Consider the following 15035-nt stretch of genomic DNA (forward strand, 5'->3'; position numbering starts at 1 on the left):
GCTATTTATGTCCCAGCCTCTTAACTTATTTACGACAATCTAGCAATAATGCCTTCCTCATCATCTAATACAAGCTCGATACCAGTTGAAAATGGATCACCATGTAGGACATCTTTAATCCAAACGCGTAATGCACCAATCATCGCTGCTGTATTGAATAACTCTATCTGTCCATTCACTTCAACTTCAGCACCAAAGCCTGAATCATCATCGTAGGTTAGCTCTACAAGCACTTCTTCTGGGCGAATATTTTTATAATATGCCTGTGATAAGCAAATAGCATTAATAATATCCTGTTCATTAATTATTTGTGCCATTGCGCTTCCTCTTTACGCTTCTTATCTTTAAACATATTGATAATTTTTACAACAAGCATAACGATGACTGCAATTGCTGCTACGTTAATTAATAAACCTAAAATATTACCTAACAAACCCATACCACTAAAGAGGCTACCAAATAATAAGCCGGCTAAACCACCCAGCATTAGTCCTTTCATTAGACCACCAGAAAGGAAGCCGCCTTTTTTTGAAGTTGTATCTGTTTTATTTGTATTATTTTTATTCGTTGTTGCATTATTTTGATCTTTAGATTTATCCTGAGATTTTTGGATATTAGAGCTATTGTTATTGTTTTTAAAGCCTTTTTTCCCCGATTTATAGGATTTAGCTTCTGCAGTTGGTGTATCAGAAACAAACAATGTTGCCCCAACAGTCGCAAACATCAGTGTCGCTACAAAAATAGCGGCAAGAATTTTTTTCATTACTTACATTCCTCCAATTTATCATTTTGTCATAAACTAGTTCTTGCAACTAATTTTACATGAACGTTTTCAAAAAATAAAATAATAGCCGTCATTAATTTAGAAATAACGACAAATTTGAACAAGCAGTGTCAGCAAAAAGGGTATAAAGACAATAGGAAGGAGTGAGACGATTATACAAATATTGTTGCTATTAACGGCAATTTTCCTCCTATTAAATACGACAGAAAAAAGACGTTTTTTTCAATGTAGTAGTTCTAGGGCTATTAGGTTTATATATTTTAAGGGCAATCATTATTCAGTACCCACTATTGCTGCCAGATAATCAGGGTGTTGTCACGGAGATGGGAATCATCATTATACTTGGGGAGTTTTCCGAGCATAATGTTTATTTTATCGATTGTTCAAGATGATTTGGTATGTATTTGTGATATTTATGATTATATGAAATTTGGCATATACTTTTTTCTATGCGTTTTTAATTTTTGGTTATACAATGTTTGTATACACAAGGCTATGAGCCAAATTATATTATTGTTCTGGGATCAGATGAAAAAGTATCGGACGCCTATGCCATGAAAAATTATATGGTGGTGGAAATACATCAAATACCTGCTCAATAGATAATAATGGAAGATCAATTAATAAATACTGAAAAAATATGGCATTTTCAATGGCGATTCATGTGAAAGGAATAGACTGCTTTTTATTATGTTCCAAATGCCTTTACTCGTTTTTTAAACAGTATAAATGGGCTCATATATATGTTTTTTAGTTATCCCATTATTCATTGGGTGAATACTAAGTGTGTATGTGTAATCAATTTTAAACTGTCTTCCATATAATATTGGCAAGACGGTTTTTTTATAATGCAAGGGGGGAAACGAATGTATGGACAATTTTTAGCTGAACGAAATAAAAAGCGAATTGAATCCTTACTAATGCTCACGCAGACTCAAGGTACATGGTTTGCACAAAACATCAAATTGCTAACATTTGAAGAAGTGTCATTAACAGCCTTGCATAAAATGCTGTATCAAGTTGTGCTTGGACTTTTAAAAAAAAATCAACAACGCCATTTACAAATTGTTCATCCAGAGCAGACACAATCAGTACAGGAAAATGTCTTAACGCTTTTAGCTGAGTATGATGATTTACTGCGTGAAGCAATTCCACTCCCTATTTATATTTTAATTTGGCAAATTTCTTCACTTGAGAAGTTAGCCTATTGTAACGAGGTTGCTGACGATGTAATTGATGTATTGGAATGGTATTTTAACAATCAAGATAAGCAGCTTGAAGCATTTGATGAAGAAGATTTAGATCATGAGTTCATTATTGATTTATATAAAGAGGCAATAGAAGAACAAGATGCAGAGGCACAGTTTCAGCTTGGAGAATACTATAGTGCAAGTGAAAGCTTCTGTTTTCAGCCTGAAAAATCTTTAAAATGGTTAGAATTAGCAGCATCGCAGGGGCATGCCGATGCACAATATGAACTTGGGAATTTTTATTTCGAAGGTATAGGTGTACAGGAAAATTATCGCAGAGCTTTTTCATTGTATGAGGCGGCGGCAAAGCAAGGGCATCCAGATGCGGCGAATAACTTGGCAGATATGTATTTTAACGGTGAAGGAGTATCAGAAAACATGCTTCTAGCGAAGAAATGGTTTGACTTTGCTGCCAAGCAGGGTGTTGCTGAAGCAATGTTTACTCTTGGAATTATTTACGAGCAAGGGTTAGACGTTGACATTGACGAGGAGCACGCATACTTCTATTATAAAAAATCTGCCGAAGCTGGCTATGTTGAAGCACAATATAGGCTTGGCGGAATCTGTTTTGAGGGGCGATTAGGTCAGCACCGAGATGTGAATCGAGGTTTATATTGGTATGAAAGAGCTGCAGAGCAATACCATGTGGATGCATTTTATGATTTGGGATTTATTTGGAGTCAGGGTTTAACGGGTATACGTAATATTGAAAAAGGAATTCATTGGTTTAAACAGGCTGCTCTTCAAGGAGACTCAGAGGCAAAATTACAGCTTGGGCATCTTTATAATAATGGAGAGGGCATAACCAGAAATGTAAAAGAAGCTATTAAATGGTATGGACTGGCTGCAGAGTCAGGAATAGAAGAGGCAGCCATTTTGCTGAATGAATTAAAAGGAATGTAAATTTTTCGTAAAAAAATTATAGTTATTTAGTTTCTATTATCGTTCCTGGTTTTATAGGTATAAAAGATTGTTTTTGTTGTTTATTTTAGGTATATAATAGTGCATAGAACTAACGGTAAAAATATTAATATAGTGAAGGGATAATAAAGACAAAGGAAAAATAAACAAAAAATAAGCAAAAGAAATATTAGATGATACAAATTAGCTACCAAAAGATATAGTGGTAGCTTTTTTACTGCTTTAAGCCAATAGATTGGCTACAGGGACTTTTTATACAATTAATGGTAAAAAATGTATAACAGGAAATTGACAGCTATTTATAAAATGGATAAGGTATATGAGTGATTTTGAAAAGAGTAGTTCATCTATGGCTAAATGATGATTGGGATTTTGTTCAACTAGAACTTGAGCAGAAATTAACCTAAACCTATTTTCTTACATTTTGAAATATATATTTTTGTAAACGGAATTGGATTTTCTCAGCTTTGCAAAAGTACACGTGAAAGAGGGAAAATGTGTGATTTTTCAAAAACAGAGAAAGACAGCAGCGATAGACCTTCAGCAATATATTGTAAAAATGGATGTTTCTAATTGCAAGTCAATGGTCAAGCAAATAGAAATGCTAAATTTAACAAAGCAGGATTTACAGTATTTAAAAGCCTTTCAGCCATTTGTTATAGAAAATATTAATGATATTGTTGATAGATTTTATAGAATGATAGGAACTGAGCGTAGTTTAGTAAGTATAATTAATAGTCACAGTTCTGTAGAAAAATTAAAAGTAACGCTTTGCCGCCATATTATAGAAATGTTTAACGGCACAATTGATGATGAATTTTATCAAAGACGTACTAAAATAGCCAAAGTACATGTTCATATTGGTTTAAGAACACAATGGTATATGTGTGCCTTCCAAAATTTATCTATATCATTTATTAACTTAGTGGAGGAGTATATACATCATCCCAAAGATCAGTTGAATACAATACGAGCTATTTCTAAAATTTCAAATTTTGAGCAGCAATTAGTACTAGAGGCTTTTGAAAATACTGTTGAGCAGCACAAGGAGAATATGGAACGGAAAAAGGAAATAGTGGAGAAGGAGATCGTCGCGTCTACAGAAAGTCTTGCTACAATATCTCATGAAACAAATAACTCATTTCATCGAATAAGCAAGCAATCAGATGAAATTAAACAGTTTGCAAAAAACTCACTTTTGGTGTCGGCGATGGCTGAGAAGCAGGCATTAGAGGGGCGAGAACGAATAAAGAGCCAATCACAAAACATGTGTAATATTATTCACTTGCTGAAGGATATAACAGAAAATATTGAACAGTTGACTGGTATGTCCAAAGAAATGGAATCAATTATGAGTGTGGTTACTACTATTGCCAACCAGACTAATTTGTTAGCTTTAAACGCAGCTATTGAAGCAGCCCGTGCTGGAGAGGCGGGTAAAGGCTTTAATATTGTTGCAGATGAGGTTCGAAAACTATCGATTCAAACAAAAGATTCTGTGACCTCAGTAGCCATGTTGTTACATAAAACAAATGAACGGACAAATAAGCTAACACATTCTCTTAATAATATTCAAGAAGAGGTCATATCTGGCAAGGAAAATATGGTTCAAACAGAAGGGCAATTTACGAAAATATTAGAATCGATGACAGAAGCAAAAGAGCAAAATGATAGTATGGAAAAAGAAGTATTAGCGATAGCGGAGGTTCTTAATGAGCTAGGGATTGCCTTTGAAGAAGTAACGAATTCAGCTGAGAAATTAGCAAATGTTGCCCAACACTTAAATTAATTCATGGTAAGGATAATTTTTATTGTGGCAACTGAAATCTACAGCCTATAAACACTATAACAACCATTAATACATGGTGTTAAATGGTTCTTTAGTAAATATTAGCTAGTGAATTGCCGAGATTTTAAGTTCAATGGTATTTTTTGTTTCATCATGAAAAGATACATATTTAGTCATAGTAATGGAGCTATCCTCGCACTGGATAGCTCCATTTTTGCTAAATTTGTAAAGGGTTTAGCGTAATTTTCAATAAAAAGGGTTTATACTAAAGGAAGACAACAAAAATTAGGGGCGGTTAATATGGAAACAGTGGTTGTATTAGGTGGAGGAATTACGGGTTTATGTACGATGCATTATTTACAGCGTCAAGTGAAGGAAAAAAAAATAGATGTAAGGCTGGTGCTTGTTGAAAAAAATACATATCTAGGTGGTAAGTTGTACTCTGAATACGAACAGGGATTCATTATGGAGACAGGGGCAGATTCAATTGTAGCTCGTCATAAAGGTGTTATGGAGCTGGTTGAAGAGCTTAATTTTAAGCAAGATTTGGTATACAACGAAACGGGGATTTCTTATATATACACAAATAATGAGCTCCATGCCATTCCGGCAGATTCAACGTTCGGTATTCCGATGAGCCTTCACTCCCTAGAAGAAAGCACACTTGTATCCGAAGAAGGTAAAAAAGAAGCGTTAAAGGATTTGACAATGCCAAATGTAGGCTTTACAAAAGACAGCTCAATTGGAGAATTTTTAACGTACTATTTAGGGGAGGAGCTTGTTCAAAATCAAATAGCGCCAGTATTAGCAGGTGTGTATTCAGGAGATTTACATCAACTATCGATTGCCTCAACATTACCTTATTTAATTGATTATAAAAATGAGTACGGTAGTATTATTAAAGGTTTTGACGCAAATCGAGAACAATTTGTAAAAGCTGCTAATAAAAAATTTATTTCATTTAAAAATGGTTTATCGTCTTTAATTGATCGTCTTGAAGAAACGTTAACTGATGTAGAAATTTTAAAGGGAATTAGCACTACAAGTGTCAACAAGCAGGAAGATCACTACCAAGTTACTTTAGCAAATGATACGATCATTGAAGCAGATCATGTAGTTTTAGCATTACCTAATGAAACTGTACAGCACTTATTACAGGATGCAACATTGAACCGTTATTTTGACCAATTCAATACTGCCTCCGCTATTACAATTTATTTAGGATTCGATGTACCCGATAGTAGATTACCAGCTGATGGAACAGGCTTTATTGTGTCTCATAATTCAAATGTAATCTGTAATGCATCGACATGGACAAGCCGTAAGTGGAAGCATACTTCAGCAAATGAGCAATTACTTGTTCGACTCTTCTATAAAAGCATTAACCCTGCGTATGAGAAGTTACGTAGGATGACAGATGAAGAATTAGCAGTTGTTGCCTTAGAGGATGTAAGAAAAAGCTTGGGGATTAAAGAAAAACCAAGTGTCGTGAATGTAAGTAGATGGATTGATCAAATGCCGAAATATGATTTAGCACATCGTGAGGCATTACAGGGCTTATTACGAGAGCTCGAAACAAATTATCCAAATTTATCCATTGCAGGCTGCTCTTATTTTGGTGTAGGTATAGGAGCTTGTATTCAAAACGGTAAAAAAATAGGGGATAATATTGCTGGAAAATTATCTTAATTGCAGAATATAAGACAAAAAATTATATTTTTCGTTTGAAATATCCTTTGTTACGTGAAATAGTCTTGACTCAAACGTTTGTTAACGTTATGATTCTTTTAATTATTTAAAAAATTCATACTAAATTCTTATCAAGAGAAGCTGAGGGACTGGCCCAATGACGCTTCAGCAACCAACTTTTTGTCAGGTGCTAAATCCAGAAGACCCTATGGTCGAAGATGAGAAGGAACAAAATTACGAAACGTAAAAGCCTTCTTTGTGTTAAAGAAGGCTTTTTTATTATAGAAAAATAGGAAGAGGGGCTAGTTTTATGGGATTGCTTGAAAAGTTAAAAACGCATGTTCTGACAGCAGATGGTGCAATTGGTACGGTATTATACGGCTATGGCTTGGAATACTGTCATGAGGAAATGAATGTTCAAAGACCAGAATTAATTGAAAAGATTCATAGAGAGTATATCGCAGCTGGAGCCGACATTATTCAAACAAATACTTATGGAGCGAATGCCATAAAATTAGCACGTTACGGATTAGAATCGCGTGTTCAGCAGTTTAATGAAGCAGCTATGACGATTGCCAAGCGAGCAGCTGCAGATGGAGGTCAATTTGTTTTAGGGACTATTGGGGGGATTCGAGGCATTCGAAAAAGCGATGCAACGTTAGAAGAAATTTTAGCGACTGTTGAAGAGCAAGCAACAGTGTTACTGGCTGGGAATCCAGACGGCCTTTTACTTGAAACCTATTATGATTTTGAAGAATTAACGGCGACATTAAAAATGCTTCGAACAAAAACCAAGTTGCCAATCATTGCGCAAGTTTCAATGCATGAACCGGGAGTATTGCAAAATGGTAAGAGTTTAAATAACGCTCTACATGAACTTGAAGCGCTTGGAGCTGATATTGTAGGTGTTAACTGTCGTTTAGGTCCATTCCATACGATTCAAGCATTTGAAGGTGTAGAGCTTCCTGAGAAGGCATTTATGTCAGCATATCCAAATGCATCTCTTCTAGATTTAGAAGACGGGCGTGTTGTTTATGAGTCAGAGACAGACTATTTTGGTCGAGCAGCTGTAGCACTTCGAGATCAAGGCGTCCGTTTAATAGGTGGATGCTGTGGTACAACACCAAAGCATATTGCTGCAGCGAAAAAATACTTAGAGGAATTATCTCCAGTAGAAGAAAAATTAGCGAAGCCTGAGAAAGTAGAGATTGTACGTGAGGCAGAACCTTCAAGATTCGAGCCACTGCATATAAAAGTAAAACGTCAACGTTCGGTTATAGTAGAGTTAGATACACCAAGACATTTAGAAATCGATGGCTTTATTAAAGGTGCTAAAAAATTATATGAGGCAGGCGCAGATGTGGTGATGATGGCGGATAATTCCCTAGCATCGCCAAGAATAAGTAATGTGGCAATGGGCGCTTTATTGAAAGAAACACATGGGGTACGCCCGTTAACACATATTACATGCCGAGATCGTAATTTAATTGGGCTTCAATCCCATTTAATGGGTTTAAATGCACTAGGCATTCATGATATTTTAGCGGTTACTGGAGATCCAACAAAGGTTGGGGATTTCCCAGGGGCAACGAGTGTTTATGACGTATCATCAATGGAGCTTATCCAATTAATCAAACAGTTAAATGAAGGTGTATCTTTTTCAGGGAAGCCGCTACGTCAAAAGGCAAATTTCTCTGTAGCCGCAGCGTTTAATCCGAATGTCCGTGTATTAGACCGAGCTGTATCTCGATTAGAAAAGAAAATTGAACATGGGGCAGATTATTTTATTTCACAGCCTGTCTATACAAAGGAAAAAATTGTAGAAATTTATGAGGCGACAAAGCATTTAGAAGCACCAATTTATATAGGAATTATGCCAGTTACGAGCTATAAAAGTGCAGAGTTCTTACATCATGAAGTTCCCGGCATTAAATTATCTGAAGACGCATTAGCACGGATGAAGGCTTGTGGTGAGGATAAGGAGCACGCGACACTAGAAGGAATTGCAATCGCTAAGGAATTAGTAGAGGTAGCCGCAGAATATTTCAATGGTATTTACCTCATTACACCATTCCTACGCTATGATATGACACTAGAACTAATGGAATTTATAGAGCAATTGGATGAACAGAAAAAAGGGGTAAGTATAAATGGCTAAGCATTTGATTGAAGAGCAACTTGAGAAACGAATTTTAATTCTTGATGGCGCAATGGGAACAATGCTACAAAACGAAAACTTATCAGCTGAAGATTTCGGTGGCGAGGAATATGATGGCTGTAATGAAAATCTTGTACTAACTAGACCTGATGTGCTTGAAAAGGTTCATAGAAAATATTTGGAAGCAGGGGCAGATATTATTTGCACAAATACATTTGGAGGTACTCCTCTTGTATTAAATGAATATAATCTGGGAGCAAAAGCAGAGGAAATCAATAAACGTGCTGTAGAAATAGCACGTAAGGCAGTGGATGATTTTTCTACCTCTGATTGGCCACGTTTTGTAGCAGGAGCGATGGGACCTACTACAAAGACCTTATCAGTGACAGGTGGGATTACCTTTGATGAGCTAGAAGAAAACTTTTATGTACAGGCAAAGGCATTGATTGAAGCTGGAGCGGATGTATTGTTGCTTGAAACCAGCCAGGATATGCTCAATGTGAAGGCGGGTACTTTAGGAGTATCTCGCGCATTTGAAGTGACTGGCAAAGTGCTTCCTGTGATGATATCGGGAACAATTGAACCGATGGGAACGACACTTGCAGGACAATCCATAGATGCATTCTACATTTCTATCGAGCATATTAAACCACTATCTGTAGGTTTGAACTGTGCGACAGGTCCAGAATTCATGACAGACCATATTCGTTCATTAGCAGAGCTTTCTACGGGATATATAAGCTGTTACCCGAATGCAGGCTTACCTGACGAGGAAGGCTGCTACCATGAATCACCAGAGTCACTGTCACAAAAGCTAAAAGGCTTTGCAGAAAAGGGCTGGCTGAATATAGTGGGAGGCTGCTGTGGAACAACACCAGCTCATATCGCTGCTATTCGTGAGGTACTAAGAGACGAAAAGCCACGCCAATTACCTGAGAAAACTCATGGTCATGTAGTTTCGGGTATCGAGTCATTAGTGTATGACGATTCTATGCGTCCATTATTTATTGGAGAACGTACAAATGTAATTGGCTCTCGTAAGTTTAAAAACCTAATTATTGATGGGAAATTTGAGGAAGCAGCAGAAATTGCTCGTGCACAAGTAAAGAATGGTGCTCATGTTATTGATATTTGTTTAGCAAATCCTGATCGCGATGAACTAGCCGATATGCGCGGCTTTATGCAGGAAGTTGTGAAAAAAGTAAAGGTACCTCTTGTGATAGACTCAACGGATGAAAAAGTTATCGAAGAAGCACTTAAATTTTCGCAAGGGAAAGCTATAATCAACTCTATTAATTTAGAGGATGGGGAAGAGCGTTTTGATGCTGTGATGCCGCTTGTGAAAAAATATGGTGCCTCCTTGGTTGTAGGAACGATAGATGAGCAAGGCATGGCGGTTGATCGACATCGTAAACTAGAGATTGCTGAACGTTCCTATCACTTGTTAACTGAAAAATGGGGACTTGCACCAGAAGATATCATCTTTGATCCATTAATGTTTCCAGTAGGTACAGGAGATGAGCAATATATTGGTTCGGCTCTAGAAACAATCGAAGGAATTCGACTCATCAAAGAAAAAATGCCAAATACATTAACGGTGCTTGGTGTCAGCAATATCTCATTTGGTTTACCGCCTGTTGGCCGTGAGGTGTTAAATGCAGTTTATTTATATCATTGTACACAGGCAGGCTTAGACTATGCCATTGTGAATACTGAAAAGCTAGAGCGCTACGCTTCCATTCCAGAAGAGGAAATTAAGCTTGCAAATGATTTATTATTTAATACAAATGATGAGACATTAGCCGTGTTCACAGATTTTTATCGCGATAAAAAGAAAGAAAAAACGGAGGCTGACATCCCTAAAACAGTAGAAGGTCGTTTAGCTTACTATATTTTAGAGGGGACAAAAGAAGGTCTTATTGAGGATCTGGAGGCTGCTCGTGAAATATTTGAAGCACCTCTTGATATTATTAACGGACCATTGATGGAAGGAATGGCTGAGGTCGGTCGATTATTTAATAATAATCAGCTTATCGTCGCGGAAGTATTACAATCAGCTGGGGTTATGAAGGCTGCTGTTGCTCACTTGGAGCAATTTATGGAGAAAAATGAAGAGAGTGCTGGTAAAGGAAAGATGGTGCTCGCAACAGTCAAAGGCGATGTACATGATATTGGGAAAAACCTAGTTGATATTATTTTAAGCAATAACGGCTATAAGGTGGTTGATCTTGGCATCAAAGTAACACCTGCTCAATTAATTGAAGCGGTTCGAAAAGAAAAACCTGACTTTATCGGGCTTTCAGGCTTACTTGTAAAATCAGCACAGCAAATGGTCATTACGGCTCAGGATTTCAAAGAAGCGGGGATTGACGTTCCAATTTTAGTGGGCGGTGCAGCATTATCTCGACGTTTTACAGAAACTAAGATTGCGGATGAGTATGATGGACCAGTCATCTATTCGAAGGACGCGATGCAAGGATTAGAGCAGGCAAATCTTTTAATGGGTTCAGAAACACGTGCAGATTTCCTAGCCGAAATTGTGGAATCCCGTAAAAAACGTTTAGAAGCAGATGAGAAACGAGCGGCCCGCCCTGCAAAAGAAACAGCTATAAAACCTGCTCGTACAGTAAAGGAAGCACCTGTATTTTTACCAGCCGATGTAAGGCGACATGTGAAAAAGGAGTATTCTGTATCTCATTTGTATCCTTATGTAAACATGCGTACTTTACTTGGTCACCACTTGGGTTTGAAGGGGCAAGTACAACAATTACTTGATGTGGGAGATGCAAGAGCAATAGAATTAAAGGACTTAGTGGACGATTATTTAAAAAGTGACTTGTTGAAACCGTCTGGAATGTATCAGTTTTTCCCTGCACAGGCAGATGGAGATGATGTTATCGTCTATGATCCAGCAGATAATAAAACAGAAATTGAGCGTTTTACCTTCCCACGTCAGCAAGTGGAACCATTTTTATGCCTTGCAGATTTCTTAAAAACGGTTGAGAGTGGAGAAATGGATTATATTGCCCTAATGGTTGTTACAGCAGGACAGGGGGTCATGGCCAAGGCGCGTGAATTAAAGGAGGATGGGAAATTCCTTGAAAGCCATGCATTACAATCTACAGCATTAGAATTAGCAGAGGGCTTTGCAGAAAGAATGCATCAGGAAATTCGTGATCAATGGGGCTTCCCGGATGCCACAGACTTTACAATGCGTGATCGTTTTGCAGCCAAATATCAAGGACAGCGCTTCTCATTCGGCTATCCTGCGTGTCCAAATTTAGAGGATCAGGAGAAGTTGTTTGGCTTATTAAAACCGGAGGATATTGGTGTTCATTTAACTGAAGGCTTTATGATGGAACCAGAGGCTTCTGTTTCTGCAATTGTCTTTGCACATCCAGATGCTCGCTATTTTAATGTGTAAGGTTAAAAAAGAAATTTATATAGAAGTACAGATTGGCAAACTGTCATAATTGGTTGAAGGATGTGAACGGGATGATACGCTTCATGGAGGAAAAAGATATACCTGAGGTTTTAGACATCTACAACAATATTATTTTAACGAGTAAGGCTGTTTATCGTTACGAAACGCAATCGTTAGAGGAGAAATTGCAATGGTTTAAGGACCAACAGGCTTCTCATAATCCTCTCCTTGTCTTTGACGAGAATGGTGTAGTAGCAGGCTTTGCTACCTATAGTCAGTTCCGTCCCTATCCTGGTTATAAGCATACGATGGAGCATTCTGTGTATGTGCATAAGGATCATTATCAAAAGGGAATTGCTACTAAGCTAATGCATAAGCTTATTCGAATTGCAGAGGAGCAGGGTGTGAAAACACTTGTAGCAGGCATTGATGGTGAAAATATTGGTAGTATTAAAGCACATGAAAAATTAGGCTTTGAATATGCAGGTACAATAAAGAATGCAGGCTATAAATTTGAACAATGGCTGGACCTGGTGTTTTATCAGCTTCATTTATCTGGACCTGAATAAAAGGATATGACAAATGTCATATCCTTTTTATGATGTTTGCGTCTGTTGCTTGTTTATGCTCATGTTTTATGATGAGGTCATAAAGAAAAAAAGAAAAGAGGGAGCAAAACAATGGCAACAGATAAAGAAAAAACAAAAAAACTGCGTCAAGATGTAGCGCCATTTGCGAAATCAGATACTGCTAAAAGTATTTTTCAAATGATTAATACGATTGTACCGTTAATCGCACTATGGATTGCTGGATATATGGTTGTAGATGTTTCACCATGGTTAACAGCTGGATTAAGTGTTATCTCGGCTGGGTTTGTCGTAAGGGTATTTATAATTTTCCACGACTGTACACACGGTTCATTTTTTAAAAGTAAAAAAGCAAACGATTGGGTTGGCTTTTTTACAGGGGTATTAACGTCATTCCCATATGAAAAATGGAAACGTGAGCATACAATTCACCACGCAACTAGCTCGAACTTAGACAAGCGTGGTATCGGTGATATTGATATGATGACAGTAGAGGAATATTTACAGGCTTCTAAAGGTCAACGATTATGGTACCGTTTCTATCGAAATCCATTCGTTATGTTTGGATTAGGTCCATTATATATGGTATTAGTATTAAATCGTTTTAATCGTAAGGATGCAAAACAAAAGGAACGTCTTAATACCCATGTAACAAATGTTGTGATAGCAGGACTTTGTGCAACGTTAATCTATACGATGGGCTGGCAAGCATTTTTACTAGTACAGGGTGTAACATTATTCGTCGCTGGATCTCTAGGCATTTGGTTATTCTATATTCAACATACGTATGAAGATTCATATTTTGAACATGATTCAGAATGGGATTATGTAAAGGCTGCCGTTGAAGGAAGCTCGTATTATAAATTACCAAAGCTATTACAATGGGTTACTGGGAACATTGGTTTTCACCACGTACATCATTTAGCTCCACGTGTGCCAAACTATAATCTTGAAAAAGCGCATAATGAAACACCACCATTGCATACTGCAACAACAATTACATTGCGTACAAGCTTAGAATCATTGCGCTACAAATTATACGATGAAGATCAAGGGAAGTTTGTAACGTTTAAGGATGTTAATGAAATCATTAAACGAAAAGCAAAAGGCAGTATCGCTGCTTAGTAAAAAATTTTTAGCCATCTCTTCTGAAGGGATGGCTGTTTTTACTTAAATAGTTATCTTTATGATGACTAGCTAAGGAAAGCCATGTACAGGCATAAAATTAATTTTCTTGTTATAATAAGGGAAAAGTAGGAAAGAGCGTGAGATTATGTTGAGGAAATGGCACAGTATTATTCCGAATAGTCCAATGCTCAGTATATATTTATGGATTATTTTTTGTTTCCTACCGTTTTTCTTTATTTTTAGAAAATCATCTTATTTAGAAATATCCATAGGGATTACTTTTTTAATGTTATATTTTATTTTCTATCGATTTTCTATGAATTCGAAAAACGGCCTTGTATATATGTGGATCAGCTTTGAAATGGTCATTAATATCGTGATGACAATACTGTATGGCTATGTGTATTTATCAATTTTCACAGCTTTCTTCATTGGTAATATTCGTAGACCAGTTGGCTTCTATATTATGTATGGATTACATATTGGCTTTACGGTTATTTCGACAGGTGTTGGTTTCTTTGTGGAGCTGCACTTATTTTTATCACAACTGCCGTTTGTTGTATTAACAATTTTAGCGGTTGTACTTCTTCCGTTAACGATTTATTCAAAAAATAAACGTGAAAACTTGGAGGGGCAGCTGGAAACAGCTAATGAGCGAATTGCGGAGTTAATTGTTTTTGAGGAACGACAACGTATTGCACGGGATTTACATGATACACTAGGTCAAAAATTATCCATGATTGGCTTAAAAAGTGACTTAGCATCAAGACTAATTGAACGAGATCCACAACAAGCTTTAATAGAGATTAAGGACATTCGTCAAACAGCTAGTATTGCATTGAAAGAGGTTCGTGAATTAGTTTCTGATATGAGAACAACAAAATTTGAGGATGAGCTTATGCGCATTTCTCAGATATTGAGGGCAGCTGAAATGGAATTTATTTTTGAAGGAGATAAAGAGACATTACAAGTGCCCCCACTTGTAGAAAATGTTTTATCGATGTGTTTAAAAGAGGCTGTAAATAATGTCATCAAGCATAGTGGCGCTACCAAATGTGAAATTGCCTTTCATCAGAATTTTAAAGAGGTGCATTTGGTAGTTCGTGATAATGGACAAGGAATTACGAAAAAGCAAGCATGGAAGACAGGAAATGGCTTAAAGGGAATGCGTGAACGTTTAGAATTTATAAACGGCTCCTTTAAGATTGAAGGTGAGGAGGGCACCACATTATCGGTGTCGATTCCAGTGGCAATTACGCATCAGAAGGTCAAAGAAAACCTGAAGAACATATAGAAAAGAGGCTT

The 15035-nt window shown here is 36.9% G+C and carries 10 protein-coding genes and 1 riboswitch; of the genes, 8 read left to right on the forward strand and 2 right to left on the reverse strand.

Annotated elements, in window-relative coordinates; all coding sequences use genetic code 11:
• Positions 1 to 29 precede the first annotated feature (29 nt).
• On the reverse strand, positions 30 to 317 hold the full coding sequence (locus tag B2R82_RS10025; RefSeq protein ID WP_286924710.1) for a DUF2653 family protein: 288 nt from the start codon (positions 315 to 317) through the stop codon (positions 30 to 32).
• Positions 305 to 763 (reverse strand): hypothetical protein, encoded by a 459-nt coding sequence (locus tag B2R82_RS10030; protein ID WP_286924711.1) that lies wholly within the window; start codon positions 761 to 763, stop codon positions 305 to 307. Before B2R82_RS10030 ends, B2R82_RS10025 begins: the two co-directional genes overlap by 13 nt.
• A gap of 887 nt (positions 764 to 1650) precedes the next feature.
• Between B2R82_RS10030 and B2R82_RS10035 the strand changes: the two genes are divergently transcribed.
• The 8 genes from B2R82_RS10035 to B2R82_RS10070 all read left to right on the forward strand — a co-directional run bounded on the left by B2R82_RS10035 (position 1651) and on the right by B2R82_RS10070 (position 15024).
• Positions 1651 to 2937 (forward strand): SEL1-like repeat protein, encoded by a 1287-nt coding sequence (locus B2R82_RS10035; protein WP_286924712.1) that lies wholly within the window; start codon positions 1651 to 1653, stop codon positions 2935 to 2937.
• Positions 2938 to 3454: 517 nt separating this feature from the next.
• Positions 3455 to 4744 carry a globin-coupled sensor protein gene (locus B2R82_RS10040; RefSeq protein ID WP_286924713.1) on the forward strand — a complete coding sequence of 430 codons (1290 nt, stop codon included), beginning with the start codon at positions 3455 to 3457 and terminating at the stop codon, positions 4742 to 4744.
• 300 nt (positions 4745 to 5044) lie between these two features.
• A complete protein-coding gene (locus B2R82_RS10045) occupies positions 5045 to 6433 on the forward strand; it encodes a protoporphyrinogen oxidase (RefSeq protein WP_286924714.1) in 1389 nt (462 codons plus the stop codon).
• A 125-nt stretch (positions 6434 to 6558) separates the two neighbouring features.
• Positions 6559 to 6658, forward strand: a riboswitch (SAM riboswitch).
• Between the two features lie 85 nt (positions 6659 to 6743).
• Complete coding sequence (locus tag B2R82_RS10050) at positions 6744 to 8591, forward strand: bifunctional homocysteine S-methyltransferase/methylenetetrahydrofolate reductase (RefSeq protein ID WP_286924716.1); 1848 nt, start codon at positions 6744 to 6746, stop codon at positions 8589 to 8591.
• Positions 8584 to 12015 carry a methionine synthase gene (metH, locus tag B2R82_RS10055; protein WP_286924717.1) on the forward strand — a complete coding sequence of 1144 codons (3432 nt, stop codon included), beginning with the start codon at positions 8584 to 8586 and terminating at the stop codon, positions 12013 to 12015. The genes B2R82_RS10050 and metH overlap by 8 nt, the downstream gene beginning before the upstream one ends.
• Before the next feature lie 71 nt (positions 12016 to 12086).
• On the forward strand, positions 12087 to 12584 hold the full coding sequence (locus tag B2R82_RS10060; protein ID WP_286924718.1) for a GNAT family N-acetyltransferase: 498 nt from the start codon (positions 12087 to 12089) through the stop codon (positions 12582 to 12584).
• A 111-nt stretch (positions 12585 to 12695) separates the two neighbouring features.
• A complete protein-coding gene (locus B2R82_RS10065) occupies positions 12696 to 13727 on the forward strand; it encodes a fatty acid desaturase (RefSeq protein WP_283869737.1) in 1032 nt (343 codons plus the stop codon).
• Between the two features lie 148 nt (positions 13728 to 13875).
• Positions 13876 to 15024: a sensor histidine kinase gene (locus B2R82_RS10070; RefSeq protein WP_422655555.1), complete on the forward strand. Its 1149-nt coding sequence runs from the start codon at positions 13876 to 13878 to the stop codon at positions 15022 to 15024.
• The last annotated feature ends 11 nt before the right edge of the window (positions 15025 to 15035 follow it).

The sequence above is a fragment of the Lysinibacillus sp. UBA6686 genome (genome assembly GCF_002455205.1).
Classification (GTDB): Bacteria; Bacillota; Bacilli; order Bacillales_A; family Planococcaceae; genus Lysinibacillus; species Lysinibacillus pakistanensis.

What these genes read in the sequence shown, in the direction of transcription:
- B2R82_RS10025 (WP_286924710.1), bottom strand. Translation starts at nt 317, where the DNA reads ATGGCACAAATAATTAATGAACAGGATATTATTAATGCTATTTGCTTA.
- B2R82_RS10030 (WP_286924711.1), bottom strand. Translation starts at nt 763, where the DNA reads ATGAAAAAAATTCTTGCCGCTATTTTTGTAGCGACACTGATGTTTGCG.
- B2R82_RS10035 (WP_286924712.1), top strand. Translation starts at nt 1,651, where the DNA reads ATGTATGGACAATTTTTAGCTGAACGAAATAAAAAGCGAATTGAATCC.
- B2R82_RS10045 (WP_286924714.1), top strand. Translation starts at nt 5,045, where the DNA reads ATGGAAACAGTGGTTGTATTAGGTGGAGGAATTACGGGTTTATGTACG.
- B2R82_RS10050 (WP_286924716.1), top strand. Translation starts at nt 6,744, where the DNA reads ATGGGATTGCTTGAAAAGTTAAAAACGCATGTTCTGACAGCAGATGGT.
- metH (WP_286924717.1), top strand. Translation starts at nt 8,584, where the DNA reads ATGGCTAAGCATTTGATTGAAGAGCAACTTGAGAAACGAATTTTAATT.
- B2R82_RS10060 (WP_286924718.1), top strand. Translation starts at nt 12,087, where the DNA reads ATGATACGCTTCATGGAGGAAAAAGATATACCTGAGGTTTTAGACATC.
- B2R82_RS10065 (WP_283869737.1), top strand. Translation starts at nt 12,696, where the DNA reads ATGGCAACAGATAAAGAAAAAACAAAAAAACTGCGTCAAGATGTAGCG.
- B2R82_RS10070 (WP_422655555.1), top strand. Translation starts at nt 13,876, where the DNA reads ATGTTGAGGAAATGGCACAGTATTATTCCGAATAGTCCAATGCTCAGT.